This window comes from Mesorhizobium australicum, from assembly GCF_900177325.1.
GTDB lineage: Bacteria > Pseudomonadota > Alphaproteobacteria > Rhizobiales > Rhizobiaceae > Mesorhizobium_A > Mesorhizobium_A australicum_A.
Genome location: NZ_FXBL01000004.1, coordinates 5,377,108 through 5,396,275 on the forward strand (window position 1 = coordinate 5,377,108; position 19,168 = coordinate 5,396,275).

The 19,168-nt window shown below is 66.4% G+C and carries 18 protein-coding genes; 6 read left to right on the top strand and 12 right to left on the bottom strand.

All coding sequences use genetic code 11. From position 1 onward, the window contains the following. The first annotated feature begins 59 nt into the window (after positions 1-59). The 4 genes from B9Z03_RS28985 (at position 60) to B9Z03_RS29000 (ending at position 5,386) form a co-directional block, all read left to right on the top strand. The gene (locus tag B9Z03_RS28985) at positions 60-956 is read left to right on the top strand and encodes a hypothetical protein (protein WP_139832429.1); all 897 of its coding nucleotides are present in this window, start codon (positions 60-62) and stop codon (positions 954-956) included. Between the two features lie 142 nt (positions 957-1,098). Then, positions 1,099-3,690: a DNA translocase FtsK gene (locus B9Z03_RS28990; protein ID WP_085467426.1), complete on the top strand. Its 2,592-nt coding sequence runs from the start codon at positions 1,099-1,101 to the stop codon at positions 3,688-3,690. Between the two features lie 99 nt (positions 3,691-3,789). Further along, positions 3,790-4,491, top strand: coding sequence for an outer membrane lipoprotein carrier protein LolA (locus tag B9Z03_RS28995; protein WP_085467427.1), 702 nt, complete (start codon positions 3,790-3,792; stop codon positions 4,489-4,491). A gap of 91 nt (positions 4,492-4,582) precedes the next feature. Further along, complete coding sequence (locus tag B9Z03_RS29000) at positions 4,583-5,386, top strand: exodeoxyribonuclease III (protein ID WP_085467428.1); 804 nt, start codon at positions 4,583-4,585, stop codon at positions 5,384-5,386. 12 nt (positions 5,387-5,398) lie between these two features. Here B9Z03_RS29000 and B9Z03_RS29005 read toward each other — a convergent pair whose 3' ends face one another. The 12 genes from B9Z03_RS29005 to B9Z03_RS29060 form a co-directional block, all read right to left on the bottom strand. Continuing rightward, the gene (locus B9Z03_RS29005) at positions 5,399-6,031 is read right to left on the bottom strand and encodes a phosphoribosyltransferase family protein (protein ID WP_085467429.1); all 633 of its coding nucleotides are present in this window, start codon (positions 6,029-6,031) and stop codon (positions 5,399-5,401) included. After that, positions 6,028-6,699: an energy-coupling factor transporter transmembrane component T family protein gene (locus B9Z03_RS29010; RefSeq protein WP_085467430.1), complete on the bottom strand. Its 672-nt coding sequence runs from the start codon at positions 6,697-6,699 to the stop codon at positions 6,028-6,030. The genes B9Z03_RS29005 and B9Z03_RS29010 overlap by 4 nt, the downstream gene beginning before the upstream one ends. Then, complete coding sequence (locus tag B9Z03_RS29015; protein ID WP_085467431.1) at positions 6,696-8,210, bottom strand: ABC transporter ATP-binding protein; 1,515 nt, start codon at positions 8,208-8,210, stop codon at positions 6,696-6,698. The genes B9Z03_RS29010 and B9Z03_RS29015 overlap by 4 nt, the downstream gene beginning before the upstream one ends. 8 nt (positions 8,211-8,218) lie before the next feature. Further along, on the bottom strand, positions 8,219-8,791 hold the full coding sequence (locus B9Z03_RS29020; RefSeq protein WP_085467432.1) for an aminotriazole resistance protein: 573 nt from the start codon (positions 8,789-8,791) through the stop codon (positions 8,219-8,221). A 492-nt stretch (positions 8,792-9,283) separates the two neighbouring features. Further along, positions 9,284-9,742 (bottom strand): hypothetical protein, encoded by a 459-nt coding sequence (locus B9Z03_RS29025; protein ID WP_139832430.1) that lies wholly within the window; start codon positions 9,740-9,742, stop codon positions 9,284-9,286. Positions 9,743-10,139: 397 nt separating this feature from the next. Next, the gene (locus B9Z03_RS29030) at positions 10,140-11,567 is read right to left on the bottom strand and encodes a gamma-aminobutyraldehyde dehydrogenase (protein ID WP_085467434.1); all 1,428 of its coding nucleotides are present in this window, start codon (positions 11,565-11,567) and stop codon (positions 10,140-10,142) included. Between the two features lie 116 nt (positions 11,568-11,683). After that, positions 11,684-12,499, bottom strand: coding sequence for an ABC transporter permease (locus B9Z03_RS29035; RefSeq protein WP_085467435.1), 816 nt, complete (start codon positions 12,497-12,499; stop codon positions 11,684-11,686). Positions 12,500-12,678: 179 nt separating this feature from the next. Next, positions 12,679-13,644, bottom strand: coding sequence for an ABC transporter permease (locus B9Z03_RS29040; RefSeq protein ID WP_085467436.1), 966 nt, complete (start codon positions 13,642-13,644; stop codon positions 12,679-12,681). 17 nt (positions 13,645-13,661) lie between these two features. Beyond that, a complete protein-coding gene (locus tag B9Z03_RS29045) occupies positions 13,662-14,660 on the bottom strand; it encodes an ABC transporter ATP-binding protein (RefSeq protein WP_085467437.1) in 999 nt (332 codons plus the stop codon). 204 nt (positions 14,661-14,864) lie between these two features. Next, positions 14,865-16,022 (bottom strand): ABC transporter substrate-binding protein, encoded by a 1,158-nt coding sequence (locus B9Z03_RS29050; protein ID WP_085467438.1) that lies wholly within the window; start codon positions 16,020-16,022, stop codon positions 14,865-14,867. Positions 16,023-16,193: 171 nt separating this feature from the next. Further along, positions 16,194-16,793, bottom strand: coding sequence for a Uma2 family endonuclease (locus B9Z03_RS29055; RefSeq protein WP_085467439.1), 600 nt, complete (start codon positions 16,791-16,793; stop codon positions 16,194-16,196). 52 nt (positions 16,794-16,845) lie between these two features. Continuing rightward, positions 16,846-17,754 carry a LysR family transcriptional regulator gene (locus tag B9Z03_RS29060; protein ID WP_085467440.1) on the bottom strand — a complete coding sequence of 303 codons (909 nt, stop codon included), beginning with the start codon at positions 17,752-17,754 and terminating at the stop codon, positions 16,846-16,848. Between the two features lie 74 nt (positions 17,755-17,828). Here B9Z03_RS29060 and B9Z03_RS29065 point away from each other — a divergent pair, with 74 nt between their 5' ends. Both B9Z03_RS29065 and B9Z03_RS29070 read left to right on the top strand, forming a co-directional pair. After that, the gene (locus B9Z03_RS29065) at positions 17,829-18,278 is read left to right on the top strand and encodes an RrF2 family transcriptional regulator (protein WP_085467441.1); all 450 of its coding nucleotides are present in this window, start codon (positions 17,829-17,831) and stop codon (positions 18,276-18,278) included. Continuing rightward, positions 18,268-19,161, top strand: a complete 894-nt coding sequence (locus B9Z03_RS29070; protein ID WP_085467442.1) for an NAD(P)/FAD-dependent oxidoreductase — start codon at positions 18,268-18,270, stop codon at positions 19,159-19,161. Before B9Z03_RS29065 ends, B9Z03_RS29070 begins: the two co-directional genes overlap by 11 nt. Positions 19,162-19,168 lie beyond the last annotated feature (7 nt).

Consider the following 19,168-nt stretch of genomic DNA (forward strand, 5'->3'; position numbering starts at 1 on the left):
TCGGCACCGCTCAACGTGCCACAATCGCCCGCGACCTCGTGGCCAGGTGGCGCGACGAGGTGGCGAAAACCCCGAAAGGCAATGTTGCGTCCTGGTCGTCGAAGCTCTCCAAATTCATCGCCATCGCGGATGAATCCAATGTGATGCGGGCCACCACGATGTCGACGCTTGATGGCATGCACGCTGCACTCAACGGCTACGTTCCGGACAGCCCACTGCAGCCGCCACCGACCATAGGCAACTCGTCAGTGGCACCGCAGGTGATTGGCTCCACTACGGCCGACGTTTCCTACACGCCGCTCCCGTGGGGTCGCTGCCGGGTTGCGAATTCTCTCCAGAACAGCACACCGACGATCGCCAACACCGTGCGCGAAATCGATGTGGAAGATATCAGCTCCTATGCTGGCCTTGGCGGCAACGGCACCTATGCGCATGGCGACGGCTCGACCAATTGCGGTATTCCGAGCTTCGTCGCCGCCTTCTCGGTGCGGGTGAGCGTCGTCAGTCCCGCCGGAACGGGCACGATGCGCATCTTCGAGAACGGGACCCCGTTCCAGAGCGGCAATTCCCTGTTCTACACCGCCGGAATCAGCTCGGGCGGCGATATGATCGTGAAGTCGTGCCGCACCTGCACCAACGAGATATCGATCCAGTCCACAACGGCCGTCAATTACATCGTCGACGTGCTCGGCTACTTCGCGCCGCCACAGGCAACCGCGCTCCAGTGCTTGGATACGAATACCGTGTCGACTGTCGTCCAGCCCGGGACGACAGGCTATGTCGCGCTCTCGGCTTGTACTTCGGGATACACCGAGGTGAACACGAAATGCATCGCGACGACGAGCGGCGGCGATCTGATGCAGCAGGGTGGCGGATACTGCGTCGTGCGCAACAATGGACCATATCCCCTCTCCCTGGGAGGAAACCGTGTGTGTTGCCGCGTGCCCGGCCGATAATCTCCCCGGGTGAGAAGCACGCCCTTGGTCCCCAACGTGGGGCGCATGGTTAATGGCCCCTTAACCTCCCGTCGATAGGTTCGTCCACGTTGCGCGCCGTCTTATTCCGGTGCGCATTCGCGTGATCAAGACGGGGTTATCCATGCGCTCCAGCAGCCCGACCAGTTCCGCCCTGATGGACAGTGGCGCAGGCCTAGCGGCCTTTGCACGCCGGCAGGCGGAGCGACTGGGAGGCCTCGCCCTCATCCTCCTGTCCGCCGCCGGCGTCGGCGCGCTGGCGACCTGGAACGTGCAGGACCCGTCCTTCAGCCACGCCACCGACAACCCGGTCACCAATGCGCTCGGCTATCCGGGCGCGGTCTATTCCGACATCGCCATGCAATTCTTCGGCCTCGGCGCGCTCATCACGCTGCTGCCGCTGCTCGCCTGGGGCATCCTCCTCCTCTGCGCCCGTGGCATCGACCGCTTGCCGAAGCGCGCACCGGCATGGCTTGGCGCGTCAATCCTGACGGCGGGCATCACCGGCTGCATCGAGCCACCCGCGAGCTGGCCGCTGCCCTCCGGCCTTGGCGGCGTCTTCGGCGACGTGGTGCTCAAGCTGCCCTCGCTGGCGCTCGGCGGCTATCCGACCGGCATCGCGGCGATGCTGATCGCCGTCGTGCTCGCCGGCCCTGCGCTCTGGCTGCTCGCCTTCGCCTCCGGTATCACCGGCAGGCAGGCCGTCTCACAGGACCGCCCGGCGTCGTCGCGCAAGGCGGCCGAAGAGGACGACGAGCTCTATGCCGAGGACGAGGACGACGAGCAGAGCGGCGGGATGCTGGCGCTCGGCGCCATCGCTCACTGGTGGCTCTCCGGCCGCGCCTGGGTCCGCCGCCACTTCGGCCGCGCGTTGGAAGCGCGGCGGGCCGAACCGGCCGTAACCGCGCGCCGCGAGGCGCTGCCCGTCCGCTCCTCGCAGCGCATCGAACCCGGTTTCGACGCGCAGCCGGCCGCGCCGGCACATTTCGAGGCGGAGGAGGAGTTCGCGGAACACTACGACGAGGCGGAGTTCGCCGAGCCCGAGGAGATCGCCGCCCCGGTCGCGCGCCAGGCGCCGGCCACCCGCCCGGGTGCGGTACGCGTCGAAGCGCCCGCGGCCAGACCTGTTCAGGGTACCCGCGCCAAACGCGAGGCACAGCCGTCCATGCTGTCCAGCGACGGCTACGAGATGCCACCAATCCATTTCCTCGCCGAGCCGAAGAACGTCGCGAAGGATCCCGCGCTCTCCAAGGACGCGCTGGAGCAGAACGCCCGCCTGCTCGAAGGCGTGCTGGAAGACTTCGGCGTCAAGGGCGAGATCATCCACGTCCGCCCCGGCCCGGTCGTCACGCTCTACGAGCTTGAGCCCGCGCCCGGCATCAAGTCGAGCCGCGTCATCGGTCTCGCCGACGACATCGCCCGCTCGATGAGCGCGATCGCCTGCCGCGTCGCCGTCGTCCCAGGCCGCAACGCCATCGGCATCGAGCTGCCCAACGCCAAGCGCGAGACCGTCTACCTGCGCGAGATCCTCGCCAGCCGCGACTTCGAGCAGTCGAAGCACAAGCTGGCGCTGGCGCTCGGCAAGACGATCAACGGCGAGGCCGTCACCGTCGATATCGCCAAGATGCCGCATGTGCTCGTCGCCGGCACCACCGGCTCGGGCAAGTCGGTCGCCATCAATACGATGATCCTGTCGCTGGTCTACCGCATGACGCCCGACCAGTGCCGCCTGATCATGGTCGACCCCAAGATGGTCGAGCTGTCGGTCTATGACGGCATCCCGCATCTGCTGACGCCCGTCGTCACCGAGCCGAAGAAGGCCGTCGTGGCGCTGAAGTGGACCGTTCGGGAGATGGAGGACCGCTATCGCAAGATGGCGAAGCTCGGCGTCCGCAACCAGGAGGGCTTCAACCTCCGCGTCGCCGAAGCCCAGGCCAAGGGCGAGACGCTCAAGCGCACGGTGCAGACCGGCTTCGACCGCCAGACCGGCGAAGCGATCTACGAGACGGAGGAGCTCGATCTCGAGCCGATGCCGTTCATCGTCGTCATCATCGACGAGGTGGCAGACCTGATGATGGTCGCCGGCAAGGACATCGAAGGCGCGGTGCAGCGCCTCGGCCAGATGGCGCGCGCCGCCGGTATCCACGTCATCATGGCCACCCAGCGCCCGTCGGTCGACGTCATCACCGGCACGATCAAGGCGAACTTCCCCACCCGTATGTCCTTCCAGGTCACATCCAAGATCGACAGCCGCACTATCCTGGGCGAGCAGGGCGCCGAACAGCTGCTCGGCATGGGCGACATGCTCTACATGGCCGGCGGCGGCCGCATCCAGCGTGTCCACGGCCCCTTCGTCTCCGACGGCGAGGTCGAGAAGGTCGTCAGCCATCTCAAGCTGCAGGGCGTGCCGCAGTATCTCGACGCCATCACCGAGGACGACGGCGACGACGACGAGGATGGCGGCGGCCGGAACGGATCGGCGGGCGGCGGCGTTTCCGGCGTGTTCGAGGAATCCGAGGATCCCTACGACCAGGCCGTGGCCGTGGTGCTGCAGGACGGGAAGGTCTCCACCAGCTACATCCAGCGCCGGCTTGGCATCGGTTACAATCGCGCCGCCTCGATCATCGAGAAGATGGAGAAGGAAGGCATCGTCGGTCCCGCCAACCATGCCGGCAAGCGCGAGATCCTGGTGCCGACCGAAAAGGACAAGATGTGATCGCGGCGTGAGCGACCGCTTGCAGGCTGCCGCAGTCGCGCCCAACTAAAGCCCAACTGGAATCCTAACCGCACTGACGAACGACAGGAGACGGAAGAGATGAACACCGCACCCAATCAGGCCCTCGCTCTCGCGCAGCGCGCGGCAAGGCAAGTGGTCCGCCTCGGTGCCGTCCTCTCGATCGCCGGCCTCGTGGCAGGTCTGGCGGGAACCGTGCATGCGCCGATGGCTCCGGTCGCGAACGCATATGCCGCCTCGGAGGCCGCCCAGAAGATCGCCGACCATTTCTCGGGCATCAAGACCATGGCTGGCGAGTTCGTCCAGTTCGGCCCGCGCGGCGAGAAGACCGGCGGCAAGTTCTTCATCCAGCGCCCGGGCAAGATCCGCTTCAACTACGAAGCGCCGTCCGCCTACCGCGTCGTCGCCGACGGCAAGTCGGTCGTGATCAGCAACACCAAGCTCAAGACCGCCGACCTCTACCCGCTGTCCAAGACCCCGCTGAAGCTGCTGCTCGACGAGCGGATCGACCTCTCCGGCAGCCGCGTGCAGAAGGTCACCGAGGATCCGGACCTCACCACCATCGTGCTCGCCGACAAGTCGGTCTTCGGCAATTCCCGCATCACCATGATGTTCGATCCGAAGAGCAGCGACCTGCGCCAGTGGACCATTACCGACGCCCAGGGCAAGGACACCACGGTGATGATCTTCAACGTGCAGTCCGGCATCAAGCTCGATCCGAAGTTCTTCGAGATCGACTATCGCGACGTGTCCGACAAGAACCAGGCGATGGGCCAGCGCTGAGGTCCGCGGCTTTCCGTTGGAAAGGCGCATCCTTTTCTTGTCTTGAGCCGTTCCGGCTGGCAGGTTCCGCGCGATTTTGCCGGAATCCGCCATGACGTTTTCGCTCGCCACCTGGAACATCAACTCCGTTCGCCTGCGCCTGCCGCTGGTGACGGAGCTCCTGCGCCGCTATGCGCCCGACATCCTGTGCCTGCAGGAGATCAAGTGTCCGGACGAGTTCTTCCCCTACCAGGCCTTTCATGACGCCGGATATGCGCATGTCGCGATCAGCGGGCAGAAGGGCTATCACGGCGTCGCCACCATCTCGCGCGTGCCGATCGAGCTGGTCGAGCGCCGCGACTTCTGCGCCAAGGGCGATTGCCGCCACCTCTCGACGATCTTCCAGGCCGGCGGGCTGAACGTCCTGCTGCACAATTTCTATGTGCCGGCCGGCGGCGATGAGCCCGATCCGGAGATCAACCCGAAATTCCGCCACAAGCTCGACTTCATCGAAGAGATGCGGCTGGTCACGGCCGAACAAAGCGAGGCCTCGGCGTCGATCCTCGTCGGCGACCTCAACATCGCGCCGCTCGAAGCCGACGTCTGGTCGCACAAGCAGCTGCTCAAGATCGTCAGCCACACGCCCGTCGAGACCACCGGCCTGGAATCGATGCGCACCGGCGGCGGCTGGGTCGACCTGATGCGCCAGGCCATTCCCGAGCCGGAGAAGATCTACACTTGGTGGAGCTACCGCGCCGCAGACTGGGAAGCCTCCGACCGCGGCCGCCGGCTCGACCACATCTGGTCCTCCGCCAACCTCTCGCCGAAGCTCAAGGGTATCGAGGTCCTGCGCCACGCCCGCGGCTGGGACCGCCCCTCCGACCATGTGCCGGTGATCGCGACCTTCGAGATGTGAGGCCGCCGAGGCTCAGAGGAAGGTGTGCGGGATCGGCGTCCAGCTTCCATCCGTCTGCGTGAATTGCGGGATATGGGCGAGACTGCGGATCAGCCTCGCATCCTCGCCGAGCTTCTCCTGCCAGTCGCGGGCCTCGGTGAGGATGACGCCCACGCCCACCACGTTGCCGCCGGCCGCCCGCACGAGGTCGATCGACCCCTTGAGGCTTGATCCCGAGGCGACGACGTCGTCGACCACCACCACGCGCCTGCCTGCGAGCAGCGGCAACGAACGGCGGTCGAGCAGCAGCCGCTGCTCGCCCTTCGACGTGATCGAAGCGATCGTCTGGCTCAGCGCGTCGGCGAGGTGCAGCTTCGGCGACTTCTGCAGGACGACATAGTCGTCCAGCCCCAGCGCGCGGGTGACTTCGATCGCGACGGGGATGCCGAGCGTCGCGGCGCCGACGACGATCTCCGGTTCGAGCGGCGCGAGCTTCTCGGCAAGCCTCGCCCCCACATGGGCGCCGAAGCGCACGCCGAGGTCGATCACCATCATCAGCGAGATGGCGAAGTCCGGCTTGATCGCAACGATCGGCAGCTCGACCGTCAGACCGGCGACGTCGACGCTCCAGCTCTGGTCGGTGACGGGGGAGAGTGCGTTGGTCATGTTTGTCCGGTCCTGGGAAGACGATGGTCGACGAGAAGCCCAACCTCGCGCCACGTGGTGCGCTTGCGCGACAGGTCGAAGCCGTAGATCGACAGCGACAGCGAGATCGCATGCGCGAGCCGCACCGCCTCGATGAGCAGCGGCACGCCGCGCGCCAGCGCAAAGCGAAGTCGCATCACGAAGGATACGTCGTCGATCTCCATGCCCCTGGCACGCTGGGCGTTGGCGATGCGCTCGAAATCGTTGCGCAGCATCGGGATGATGCCGAAGGTCAGCGACAGGACGAGCGTCGCGATGGGCGGCAGGCGGGCCGCGCTCGACGCCGCGAGGATCGAACCTGGCGTGCTGGTTTCCATCACGAAGAAGAATACCGCCGTCGTGGTCACCAGCCGCGCCGCCATCGACAGCGACGTCCCCAGCGCATCCGTCAGGCTCTCGCCCTGGATCGTCAGGTTGACGATCCAGCTCGCCATCACCAGCAGCACCAGCAGCGACGCGCCCTTCAGGTAGGCGCGGAGGCCAGGGACCCGGAACACCGCCAGCAGGGCGATCGTGACCAGGGCCAGCGGCAGCGAGCTGCGCCAGTCGGGCAGAAACCAGGCGACGGCCATGATCGCGAACGCGGCCGCCAGCTTGACGAAGAAATTGACATCGTGGACGCGGCTCATGCGGCCATCCCGTTCGGCAGGAAGGCCGGCGCCGGCCAGCCCAGCGCGTGGAAAGCGGCGCACCGCCACGCCTGCGCGCTCGTGCCGTCGAAGACGATCCGCCCATCATCGAGCAGCAGCGTGCGCGTCGACACCTCGTCGATGAGGTCGAGGTCATGCGAGATCAGCATCACCGCGCGCCCCGCCTCCGTCATCGAGCGGATGAAGAGGTCGAGCATGGCGCGTCCGGCGATGTCGCGCGCCAGAAGCGGCTCGTCGAGGATCGCGACCGCCGCACCGGTGGCGTCGGCGCAGGCAAGGCCGAGCAGCGCCTGCTGGCGCGCCGACAGTGCGAAAGGATTGGCCTCGCCCAGGGCGCCCAGTCCGTAGCGGTCGAGCGCCGCCTGCGCCGCCGCGCGGGCCGCATCGTCGCCCGGCCGGCCGGCGGTGATGGCGAAGAGCACCTCCTCCGTCACCGTCATGTTGAACAGGATGCGGCGCATGTTCTGCGGCAGGTAGGCGACCCTGCGGGCACGTCGCGCCACGGTCCAGCCGCTTGCGTCGACACCTTCGATCGCGACGCGCCCGCGCGCGATCGGCGCAAGCCCGAGAATGGTCTGGAACAGCGTGGTCTTGCCGGCCCCGTTGCGGCCGATCAGGCCGACCACCTCGCCGGCGCGGATCGACAGGCCGGCCCCGTCCAGCACCGGCTGGCCGTCGGCGCGGCGTAGCGCGGTCGTGACGTCGCGCACCTCGAGAAGCTCGCCCCCGGGAGCGGGCGCCGGCAGCGGCGACCGTCGCCGGCGCGGCGGCAGCACCCCGGCGCGGCGCCACGGCCGTTCGTCGCCAACCAGATCGCGGAAGGCGAGCCGCTCCGACACGGCGCCATCGGCCAGGAACCGGACCGATGTCGCGATTGCCTCGAACGCTGCCGGATCCTGTTCCGCAACCAGGAGGGCCGCACCCGCCTCCACCGTCTCTGCCAGCGTATCCGTCAGCCTGCGCCGGGCCGCCGGATCGAGCCCGGTCGTCGGCTCGTCGAGCACCAGCAGGCGCGGCGACAGCACCATCGCGGCCGCGATGGCCACCATGCGGCGCTCGCCGCCCGAGAGCGTCAGCACGCGCCGTCCCCGCAGCGCATCAAGATGGAAGCGTGTCAGCAGCGCATCGGTGCGCGCGCGGATTTCACGGCGCGCCACGCCGCGGTTCTCCAGCGGAAAGGCGATCAGGTCCTCGACGCCGAGGTCCCACAACTGCTCTTCGACGCTCTGCATGACCAGACCGATCCGCGCGAACAGATCGTCCTTGGCCATGCGCGCGACCGGCTGCCCCTCGATCGTCACCTCGCCCGCGAATTGGGCGGGGGTGACCAGGCGCGGGATGATCCCGGACGCGACGGACAGAAGCGTCGACTTGGCCGACCCTGTCGCGCCGCAGACCAGCAGCCGCTCGCCCGCCGTCAGGTCCAGCGCGGCGCCTGTCAGGACAGGGGCCGCGCCGAAGCCGACGGTGACATCCTTAAGTGTAAGCACGGCCTGCTTCAGAAGCGCTTGAAGCCCCCGGGCAGGGCGCTCTTCAGCATCTTGTAGGCCGGGATGACGAGCAGCGGCGTGCCGATCAGCATCGGGACGATGTCCGACAGGCCGAGATAGCCCATCGCCCACCAGAACGGGAAGATGCCGAGATAGGCGAGGCTGGCGGAGACCGCCGCCACCATGACCAGCCCGACGATCAGGCAGACTGCCGCGATTTTGATCAGCACGGCGCGGTCGAAGGTCTGCTTCGCCGGGTCGAACATCAGGCCCGGAACGAGGCCGGTCAGGCCGACCATGATGCCGTCGACGATGAGCGAATGAGCCGGAATGAACGTGCCGGCCAGCAGCGACCAGACGATCGTGCCGAGATAGCCGCAGATGAAACCGCTCTTCCAGCCGAGCAGGATGCCCACCAGCGGTGGGAGAAACGCGAAAATGCGCCATTGGATCACGCCCGGGACGAGCTGGATCGGATTGGCATAGGCCCAAAGCACACCGGTCGCCGCGGCGGCGACGATGGACAGGACGATCGGAAATAGCGTGTTGCCCTCGACGGGCGCAGCAGTGGTGGTTGACATGACGTGCCCCTTGATCCTTTCCCCCCGGGAAAACAAAGCAAGCGCCATGCCATTCGGCGGCCCCGCCAGGCTTTGCAGCAGGGGCAGCGACGTGACCCGGAGCAGCAGGCTCGACCCGCCTGACGCTTCCTTCTCCCCGTTCACGGGGGTCCGAAGGACGGGCGAGACAAGCGGCTCGCCCCGGCACAGGTGCCCGAAGGGCGGATGAGGGGCGGCGCGAGCTTTCGAAGGCTGGGCGTGCCCTCACTGTCCGTCATTCCGGGTCCGCGCAGCGGAGCCCGGAATCCAGCGCGCCAACGCTGGTGCATTATCCCGATCTGCGCGCTCCGACATGGTCGCCACAGTCGGTGAACTGCCTGCTTGCCCGGCGCTCTGGGTTCCGGGTTCCGCTGCGCGGCCCCGGAATGACGGCGCGCGCGATTGTCCTCCCCGTGCAAGGGAAGGCCTATCTCATCTGCGATGACACTGCGATAAGGGCACGACACGTGCTTTTCAGGACGTGTCGCAGAACTCGACCGGAACGGCGGCGGATATGGCGAGCCTTTCGATGAACGCGCCGAGCCTGTCGATCGCGGCGCCCTGATTGCCGGCCTCGTCAGACGCCTGGCCACGATGCAGGAACGACAGCCGGCACAGCTGCGCCGCGATGGCCTGCATGTAGAGGCCGAATGCCCTGAGAGAGTCCGCGATGTCCTCGGCATCGAAGGGATGGCTGCCGAAGCCTGCCGGCATCATGACCGGCGTCCAGGGTCTGCGCGCGAAGCTCCGAAGCGTGCCTTCGACATAGGCGCTCAACAGCGCATTGGCCTGCCAGGCGGCCCACAGCACGCACCAGCGGACCCAGAACGAGCGGCCGGCGGCCTGTTCGGCCATGTCGGCGATCGAGAACAGGCGCATGACGATCCTCGCCTTTACCGCCTGTTGCCTCCCCGCCTTCGCCCTCCAGCCCATGACCGGCTCCCGTTTGACCGGACATAGTTTCGGGCATGCTGGCAGGGGTGGGGATGGAATTATCTCGGGCGCTAATGGGAACAAGGGGTTAGTGGGAAACGGGCGAAAATCGATGCACGCGGTGCAGGCACCGCGCTGCATCTCTCCCCTTGAGGGAGAGAAAGCGATTTCAAGACCTTAGCCGCAGTCTAAGTCTTAGAAATCGCAAGTGAGGGGGTGAGACTGCGGTTCACCGGAGGCGAAATGGAAGGTCCGGTGGACCTTTCATAGCAGTCGAACGCCCTGAGCCATAACGAAGAGCTGGGTATCGCCCAACCCGGCCCTCGGCTATGGCCTCGGGCGTTCGTCGCTCGAAAGGCCCATTCAGGGGCTTTTCGTTCGCTTCGCGAACCTCTCCTCACCCATGCGCGATCATTACGTGGCGGACGGCGGTGTAGTCCTCCAGCGCGTAGAGCGACATGTCCTTGCCGTAGCCGGACTGCTTGACGCCGCCATGCGGCATCTCGTTGACCAGCGCGAAATGCGTGTTCACCCAGGTGCAGCCGTATTGCAGCCGCGCCGCCGTTGCCATCGCCCGGCCGACATCCTTCGTCCAGACCGAGGAGGCGAGGCCGTAGTCGCTGTCGTTGGCCCAGGCGACCGCCTCGTCGACGTCGGAGAAGCGCGTCACCGAAACGACCGGCCCGAACACCTCGCGCCGCACGATCTCGTCCTCCTGCAGCGCGCCCGCCACCACGGTCGGCGTATAGAAGTAGCCGCCGCCTTCGCCCGGCTTGCCGCCGGTGGTGATCTCGATGTGCTTCAGCTCCGAGGCCCGCTCGACGAAGGAGGCGACGCGGTCGCGCTGGCGCTTGGAGATCAGCGGGCCGATCTCGTTCTCGGTGTCGTCCGGCCGGTTGAACTTGATGGTCGAGACAGCCGACGACAGGTCGGCGACCAGCTTGTCGTAGACTTTCTTGCCGGCATAGACGCGACAGGCGGCAGTGCAGTCCTGTCCGGCATTGTAGTAGCCGAAGGCGCGCAGCCCGTTCACCACCGCATCCACGTCCGCGTCGTCGAACACGATCACCGGCGCCTTGCCGCCGAGTTCGAGATGCGTCCGCTTCACCGTCTTCGACGCCGCCTGAAGGATCTTCTTGCCGGTCGCCACGTCGCCGGTGATCGAGATCATGTTGACCTTGGGATGGTTGATCAGCGCGTTGCCGACTGTCTCGCCGCGGCCGGTGACGACGTTGACCACGCCTTCCGGCAGAATGTCGACGAGGATCCTCGCCAGCTTCAGCGCTGTCAGCGGCGTCTGCTCCGACGGCTTGAACACCACCGTATTGCCGCCCGCGATGGCCGGCGCCAGTTTCCAGGCCATCATCATCAGCGGATAGTTCCACGGCGCGATGGAGGCGACGATGCCGATCGGGTCGCGGCGGATCATCGAGGTCATGCCGGGCATGTATTCCCCGGCCGACACCGCCGGCATGCCGCGCACCGCGCCGGCGAAGAAGCGGTAGCAGTCGACGATCGCCGGCAGCTCGTCGTTGAGCACGGCATTGATCGGCTTGCCGCAGTTGAGCGCCTCGAGCGCGGCGAACTCCGCCGCCTCGGCCTCGATCCGGTCGGCGATCTTCAGCAGGTAGCCCGAGCGCTGGGCCGGCGTCGTGCGCGACCAGTCGACGAAGGCCTTGTCGGCCGCCGCGACCGCCGCCTCGATCTGGCCCTGCGAGGCTTCCGGCAGGTTGAGGATCGTCTCGCCCGTCTTCGGGTTGAAGATCGTCTCGTCGGCTTCCGTGCCCTTTTCGAACTTCGAACCGATCAGCATTTCGGTCTGCATGGGTCTCTCCCGTTGTCGATCGGTGAATGGTGAATGGTAAAATGGTGAATGGTCGGAAAGCGGGTACGACGTCGGCTTCTTTTCATTCACTATTCACCATTCACCATTCACCCGTTTCATTTCCCAGCCCCGGCGATCTGGTCGCCCTCGCGGGTGAGATAGTAGGCCGCCAGGATCGGCAGGAACGTGACCAGCACCACCACCATGGCGACGACATTGGTGACCGGCCGCTGCCGCGGCCGCACGAGTTCCTCCAGCATCCAGATCGGCAAGGTCTGCTGCTGGCCGGCGGTGAAGGTGGTGACGATGACCTCGTCGAAAGACAGTGCGAAGGCAAGCATGCCGCCCGCCACCAGCGCGGTGCCGATGTTGGGCAGGATCACATAGCGGAAGGTCTGGAACGCATCCGCGCCGAGATCCATCGACGCCTCGATCATCGAGCCCGACGTGCGGCGGAAGCGGGCGACGGCATTGTTGTAGACGACGACCACGCAGAAGGTGGCGTGGCCGAGCACGATCGTCCAGAACGAGAACGGGATCTCCGCCAGGCTGAAGGCCGAGCGCAGCGCGATGCCGGTGATGATGCCCGGCAGCGCGATCGGCAGGATGACCAGCAGCGAGATCGCCTCGCGGCCGAAGAAGGACGTACCCGAGATCGCCGCCGCGCACAGCGTGCCGAGGATGAGCGCGATCAAGGTCGAGATCGAGGCGACCTGCACCGATAGCGTCAGCGCCTGCCAGACGTCCGGCCGGTTCCAGGTGACCGCGAACCACTGCGTGGTGAAGCCCGGCGGCGGCCACTGGTAGCTCTTCTCCTCGGTGGTGAAGGCGTAGACGAAGATCAAGAGGATCGGCAGGTGCAGGAACAGGAGGCCCGCGGCGGCGGCGATCTTGAGGCCGAGGGGCGAGCGTTGGCCGCGGTCAAAGCGCATGGGGTGCTCCTGTCAGGATCTTCGCATGCGCCCCCTCCACCGCCTTCGGCGGTCCCCCTCCCCCGCTTCGCAGGGGAGGATATGCCGGCCGCGCTGCCGATCCTCTCCCGTTCACGGGGGAGGGGGACCACGCGAAGCGTGGTGGAGGGGGCGCCGCGAAATGCCGAGCGTCTGCGAACCTACAGCGCATCGAACGCCCCCTGCCGCTTGGCGAACCAGAGGTAGAAGCCCATCACCACGATCGGCACCACGGTGAAGGCCGCCGCGAGCGGGATGTTGCCGGCGGTGCCCTGGTGGGCATAGACCGCCTGGCCGATGAACAGCCGCGACGTGCCGACGATCTGCGGGATGATGTAGTCGCCCATCGTCAGCGAGAAGGTGAAGATCGAGCCGGCGATGACGCCGGGCATGGCGAGCGGCAGGATCACGTTCCGGAACGTCTGGCGCGGCGCGGCGCCCAGGTCCGCCGACGCTTCGATCAGGTTCGCCGGCACGCGCTCAAGGGCCGCCTGCATCGGCAGGATCATGAACGGCATCCAGACATAGACGAAGACGAGGAAGGTGCCGGTGTAGGAGACCGAGAGCGAATTGCCGCCGACGATCGGCAGCGACAGCCAGGCCTCCAGAAGCCAGGTCAGGTGCAGCTTGGCGAAGATCCAGTTCAGGATGCCTTCCTTGGCGAGGATCAGCTTCCAGGCATAGACCTTGACCAGGTAGCTCGACCACAGCGGCAGCATGACGCCGAGATAGAACGCCGCCTTCCATTTCCCCTTCGCATAGCGCGCCGCGTAGTAGGCGATCGGGAAGGCGATGATCGCCGAGGCGATGGTGGCCAGCGCCGCCATCAGGATGGTGCGCACGAAGATGTCGATGTTCTGCTGCCTGAATAGCTCGCCATAGGTCTTGAGCGTGAACTCGCGGTTGATCAGGCCGGAGAACTCGTCGATCGAGAAGAAGCTCTGCAAAAGCAGGGCGAACAGCGAGCCGAGATAGATGATGCCGAGCCACAGAACGGGCGGCGTCAGCATCAGGAACAGGAACATCCTGGGATGCCGCCACACCCAGTCCGACAACGTGCCGAAGACGCCGCCTCGGCCGGCGAGGATGGCGGGGGCGGCTGAGCGGGGGAGGGCGGCGTCAGCCATGATGGATACGGGAGCGCTCACCCCTCGCCCTCCATCACATGCACATGGTCGCGGTTGAAGGTGAGCACCACCGTGTCGCCCGGCTCAGGCAGCGCGCCGCCGGAATCGACCACCGCGTTGAGCCGCAACCCTTCCGCGTCGAGCGCGACGCGCGTTCCGGCGCCGAGATAGTTGAGCGCGACCACTTGTGCGGGCACGCCGTCGCCGCTTGTCCCGGCCGAGATGCGGATCTGTTCCGGCCGCAGACTCCCCCAGCGCCGCTGGCCGGCATAGCGCTGCACGAAGTCTGGCGGCAGGATGTTGGACGAGCCGACGAAATCGGCGACGAAGCGGGTGGCCGGCCGGCGATAGATCTCCTGCGGGCTGCCGACCTGCATGATCCTGCCGTCGTTGAAGACGGCGACGCGGTCGGCCATCGACAGCGCCTCGCTTTGGTCGTGGGTGACGAAGACGAAGGTGATGCCTAGCTCTCGCTGCAGCGACTTCAGCTCCTCCTGCATCTGCTCGCGCAGCTTGAGGTCGAGCGCGCCGAGCGGCTCGTCGAGCAGGAGCACGCGCGGCTTGTTGACCAGCGCGCGCGCCAGCGCCACACGCTGCCGCTGGCCGCCGGAGAGCTGGCCGGGCTTGCGGGCGCCGTAGCCGGGCAGCTTGACCAGCGCCAGCGCCTCTTCCGCCGCGCGGCGGCGCTCCTCGCGCGCCACACCCTTCACCATCAGCCCGTAGGCGACGTTGTCGGCGACATTGAGATGCGGGAACAGCGCATAGTCCTGGAAGACGGTGTTGACGTTGCGCCGGTAGGGCGGAACCCCGACGGCGTTCTCGCCGAAGATCTCGATATGGCCGGACGTCGGCTGTTCGAAGCCGGCGATGAGCCGCAGGCAGGTGGTCTTGCCGGAGCCGGAGGGTCCGAGCATGGCGAAGAACTCGCCGGCCGCGATCTCGAGGTCGACCGCGTCCACGGCGCGGACGGAGCCGAAGTGGCGCGAGACTTTGGCGAAGGAGACGGCTGGGCTCATTGGTCCTGTCTAGGTTGTGGCCAACGAACACCCCTCATCCGTCTCGGCTTTCAGCCGATCCACCTTCTCCCACAAGGGGAGAAGGGAGGGGCGCGCCTGTCCTTCTCCCCTTGTGGGAGAAGGTGGCCGAACCGGAGCGTTAGCGCAGGTGAGGTCGGATGAGGGGTGCTGGACGGAGTGCGCCCGTCCGGCAGGATCCCTGGATCACCGGCCGCCGATGACGCCGATATAGTCCGACACCCAGCGATAATACGGCACGCAGGCATCGCCCTGGGTGGCGCATTTCGAGGTCGGCGTCGTCCAGAACTTCACCTTCTCGAAATTGTCCATGCCATTCGCGGTGCAGGTTTCCTTGGTCGACATGCCGCTGCCGTTGGTGCAGGCGGCCGGCACCGACGGGTTTGCGCCGAACCAGACGCCGAGGTCGCTCTGCAGGTTGGACGACAGCTGGTGCTCGAACCACATGTAGGAGCAGTTCGGGTTCGCCGCGTCGACATGCATCATCGTCGTGTCGGCCCAGCCGGTGACGCCCTCTTCCGGGAACACGGAGGCGACCGGCTGGTTCTCGCTCTTCAGGAGGTTGACCTGGAACGGCCATGAGCCGGAGGCGACGACGCCCTCGTTCTTGAAGTCGTCGATCTGGATGAAGGCGTCGTGCCAGTAGCGGCCGACCAGCGTCCGCTGCTGGCGCAGGAGGTCCAGCGCCGCCTTGTACTGGTCCTCGGTGAGCTGGTAGGGATCCTTGATGCCGAGATCCGGCTTGTGCGTCATCAGGTAGAGCGCGGCGTCGGCGATGTGGATCGGACCGTCATAGGCCTGCACCCGACCCTTGTTCGTCTTGCCGTCGTCCAGCGTCATCTCCTCGAACACGACCTTCCACGAGGTCGGCGGGGTCTTGATGACGTTGGTGTTGTACATCAGGACGTTCGGCCCCCACATGTACGGCACGCCGTAGTGCACGCCGTCGACCGTGTGCCAGGGCGCGTCCTTCAGGCGGTCGTCGATCGTCGACCAGCTCTTCACGAGGTCGATGTTGACCGGCTGCACGCGCTTGCCGGCGATGAGGCGCAGCGACGCGTCGCCCGAGGCGGTGACGAGGTCGAAGCCGCCCTCGTTCATCAGCGCGACCATCTCGTCCGAGGTGGCCGCCGTCTTGACGTTCACCTTGCAGCCCGTGGCGGCCTCGAACTTGGTCACCCAGTCGAAGGCCTTGTCGGTCTCGCCGCGCTCGATATAGCCGGCCCAGGCGACGATGTTGAGCTGGCCCTCGCCGGCGCCGATCTCCTTCACCTGCGCAAAGGCCGGAGCCGCGAAGGCGACGGCCAGCGTCATGGCGGTGCATGTCTTCAAAAGCGACTTCATGCCGAATTCTCCCATTGATCAGGGGCCGCGCTTCATCGGCGGCTTGGACCCTGTATGAAGAGTGCCATAACCGTGTCCGTTCGCAATTTCATTATACAGAACGGTGATATCGGTATTTCCGATATCAAAGCGCGCGAGAACGCTTATGCCGGGCCGTTGCAGTTGGTGTGGTTAGAATGTTTCTAGTTCGGACAGCGTAAGCGCGATGCCGGGCACCGAAGTGGACATGATCCTGTCCGTCTCCGCATGCTGACTGATTTCGCCATATCCTTCGAGACGAGGCTGGCGGTGGACGTGAATGACCCGCGACAGCGCGTCGACCACCCATAGTTCCGGAATGCCGAAGTCGGCATAGATGCGCGCTTTGCGCCCCAAATCCCACCGCAGGCTGGAATCAGCAACCTCGACCGCGAGGAGCGCCGTTCGCGGATTGAGCGCAGCGAGACCATCGGACTTGCGGAAGAAAATGAAGTCGGGCTCGACGAATGTGTCCTCGTTCAAGCGGAAAGTGGTTTCCTGGGCGAAAATGATCTCTCTCGGGCGAATATCCGCGAAATAAAGCGTGAGAGCAACCTTGATGACCTCATGCTGAATGCCCTTCGAGTTCATGGGCACGATCTCCCCGCCGATCAACTCGAAGCGCTCGTCCTCATCGAACAGCCCGAGCCGCGTCGCCTCCTCGATTTCGGCAACGCTCCAGCGCCGGCGCGGCAGGCCTTCGGCGGCTTGCGTCGTCATCGACAGGTCCGGCGATCGGAACGGCTGGTTCATGGCGGCACTCTAACATCGAACCCGGATGAGGCCAATTACCCGAGGCTCAGCCTCACCTTTGCCTCAACGTCCTCTGCCCCTGCGCGATGCCGATGAAATCGCGCGCGGATTGCTGCAGGCCGAGGCCGCGGCGCCACACCATGCCGACCTGCACGACCGGCAGGGCGCCGGAGATGTCGCGGCTTTCGATGCGGTCGCCTTCAAGTGACCACGGCCGGTAGACGAGGTCGGGCAGGAGCGCCACGCCGGCCCCGGTCGCCACCAGGCTGCGTACCGCCTCGACCGAGCGCGTGCGGAAGGCGACATGCGGGCGGGCGCCCAGCGCCATGAGCAGCTTGCCCGTGTTCTCCTCGATCTCGTCGATGGTCAGCATGATCAGCGGCTCGGTGGCCACGTCGGCCAGAGAGATGATCTCGGCCGTCGCCAGCGGATGGCCGAGCGGCAGCCAAAGGCGGTAGGGCGAGGTTTCGAGGATCTCCGCCTGCAGCGCCATGCGGTCGCGCAGGTTGGAGATGACCATCACCGCTATGTCGAGCTCGCCGCCGACCAAAAGGTGCTCGAGATAGTCGCCATTGTCCTCGATGGCCGTAACTTCGACGCCTGGAAAGGCGCGGCGGTAGCGCGCCAGCAGGTCGGACAACACATAGCCAGCGACCAGCGACGTGACGCCGAGTTGAAGGCGCCCCGACGCCTGCTCCGCCTCGCCGGAGAAGGTGCGGCGCGCGTCGGAGACGTCGGCCAGGATCTTCGTCGCATGGCGCAGGAACTGGTGACCCTTGTGGGTGATGTTCAGGCCGCGCGGATGGCGCTCGAACAGGTTCACGCCGAGATCCGTCTCCAGTTCCTTGATCGCCTCGGTGACCGCGGATTGCGAGATCGACAGGATCTGTGCCGCGCGCGACACGCCGCCCTGCTCGGCGACGGCGACGAAATACTGCAGCTGGCGAAGCGTGAAGGCCATGGCGCCGACTTTGACCACGCCGCGCCGGAATTGGGAAGCTTGACGGGTCGATGATTCGTAACTATTAAAGTTACATGAAACGCAACTCGCGACTCTCCGCCTCCCTTCACGCGCTGGTGCACATGGCGCAGGTGCCCGACCAACCGATGACCTCGGAGGAGATCGCCGGGTGGCTGCACACCAATCCGGTGGTCGTGCGGCGCATGGTGGCAGGCCTGCGCGAGGCGGGCATCCTCTCGGCCGCGCGCGGACATGGCGGCGGCTGGACGCTCGCGAGGCCCGCCACGTCAATCTCGCTGGCGGATGTGGCCACGGCACTGGAGGAGAGCTTCCTGTCGATCAATACGCAACCGGAAAACCCGAGCTGTCTCGTCGAGAGGTCCGTCAACCGCCACCTCGACGGCTTCCGGCTCGAGGTCGAGCAATTGCTGGCGGCGAAACTGGCGCGCGTGACGCTCGCCGACATCGCCACCGAATGCGGCGAAGGCATCGCCGCCTACAAGGAGAACAGACATGCAGTATGACGTTGCAATCGTGGGCGGCAGCTTTGCCGGCCTGTCCGCCGCGCTCCAGATCGCCCGCGGCAAGCGCAGAGTGGTCGTGGTCGACGCCGGCCTGCCGCGCAACCGCTTCGCCTCGCACTCGCACGGGTTCCTGACGCGCGATGGCGCGACCCCTCCCGACATGCTGCGAGAGGCGCGCCGCCAGTTGCTCGACTACCCGACCGCTGAAATCGTCGACGGTATCGTCGAGGCAGCCGAGGGGCAGGCAGGCGACTTCTCCCTCCGGCTCGCCGGCGGCAACGCCCTGTCGGCGCGCAGGCTGGTCCTTGCCGGCGGCGTCAGCGACACCTTGCCGGATATTCCGGGCCTCGCCGGCGAATGGGGGCGCCGCGTCATCCACTGCCCCTATTGCCATGGCTACGAGTTCGGCGACGGGCCGTTCGGTGTGCTGGCGACGGAGCCGATGGCCTTCATGAAGGCGCTGCTGGTGTCCGACTGGGGGCCGGTAAAACTCTTCCTCAACGATGCGCTGTCGCCCGACGCCGAGCAGACCGCGAAGCTGAGTGCGCGGGGCGTCAGCCTCGTCCCCGGCCGGGTCGAGGGCGTCTCCTCGCATGAAGACGGCCTGTCGATCCAGGTCGCCGGGGCAGCAGCAACGTCGGTCGCGGCGCTGTTCGTGGCGCCGAAAACCATTCTTTCGAGCGACCTGCCGCACCAGCTGGGCTGCACGCTGGCGGAGGGACCGATGGGCGCATTCATCTCCGTCGACGAGCGCAAGAACACCAATGTGCCCGGCGTTTTCGCCGCGGGAGACATCGCGCGGCCGATGCCGACGGTCGCGCTGGCCGTCGCGGACGGTGCAATGGCGGGCGCGGCGGCGCATCAGTCGCTGATCTTCGAGTAAGCGCGCG

Excerpts from the sequence above, each read along its gene's own strand:
- B9Z03_RS29050 (WP_085467438.1), bottom strand. The coding sequence starts at position 16,022 with ATGAAGTCGCTTTTGAAGACATGCACCGCCATGACGCTGGCCGTCGCC.
- B9Z03_RS29010 (WP_085467430.1), bottom strand. The coding sequence starts at position 6,699 with ATGAGCCGCGTCCACGATGTCAATTTCTTCGTCAAGCTGGCGGCCGCG.
- B9Z03_RS29045 (WP_085467437.1), bottom strand. The coding sequence starts at position 14,660 with ATGAGCCCAGCCGTCTCCTTCGCCAAAGTCTCGCGCCACTTCGGCTCC.
- B9Z03_RS29040 (WP_085467436.1), bottom strand. The coding sequence starts at position 13,644 with ATGGCTGACGCCGCCCTCCCCCGCTCAGCCGCCCCCGCCATCCTCGCC.
- B9Z03_RS29035 (WP_085467435.1), bottom strand. The coding sequence starts at position 12,499 with ATGCGCTTTGACCGCGGCCAACGCTCGCCCCTCGGCCTCAAGATCGCC.
- B9Z03_RS29030 (WP_085467434.1), bottom strand. The coding sequence starts at position 11,567 with ATGCAGACCGAAATGCTGATCGGTTCGAAGTTCGAAAAGGGCACGGAA.
- B9Z03_RS29055 (WP_085467439.1), bottom strand. The coding sequence starts at position 16,793 with ATGAACCAGCCGTTCCGATCGCCGGACCTGTCGATGACGACGCAAGCC.
- B9Z03_RS28990 (WP_085467426.1), top strand. The coding sequence starts at position 1,099 with ATGCGCTCCAGCAGCCCGACCAGTTCCGCCCTGATGGACAGTGGCGCA.
- B9Z03_RS29060 (WP_085467440.1), bottom strand. The coding sequence starts at position 17,754 with ATGGCCTTCACGCTTCGCCAGCTGCAGTATTTCGTCGCCGTCGCCGAG.
- B9Z03_RS29065 (WP_085467441.1), top strand. The coding sequence starts at position 17,829 with ATGAAACGCAACTCGCGACTCTCCGCCTCCCTTCACGCGCTGGTGCAC.
- B9Z03_RS29025 (WP_139832430.1), bottom strand. The coding sequence starts at position 9,742 with ATGGGCTGGAGGGCGAAGGCGGGGAGGCAACAGGCGGTAAAGGCGAGG.
- B9Z03_RS29070 (WP_085467442.1), top strand. The coding sequence starts at position 18,268 with ATGCAGTATGACGTTGCAATCGTGGGCGGCAGCTTTGCCGGCCTGTCC.
- B9Z03_RS29005 (WP_085467429.1), bottom strand. The coding sequence starts at position 6,031 with ATGACCAACGCACTCTCCCCCGTCACCGACCAGAGCTGGAGCGTCGAC.
- B9Z03_RS29020 (WP_085467432.1), bottom strand. The coding sequence starts at position 8,791 with ATGTCAACCACCACTGCTGCGCCCGTCGAGGGCAACACGCTATTTCCG.
- B9Z03_RS28995 (WP_085467427.1), top strand. The coding sequence starts at position 3,790 with ATGAACACCGCACCCAATCAGGCCCTCGCTCTCGCGCAGCGCGCGGCA.
- B9Z03_RS29000 (WP_085467428.1), top strand. The coding sequence starts at position 4,583 with ATGACGTTTTCGCTCGCCACCTGGAACATCAACTCCGTTCGCCTGCGC.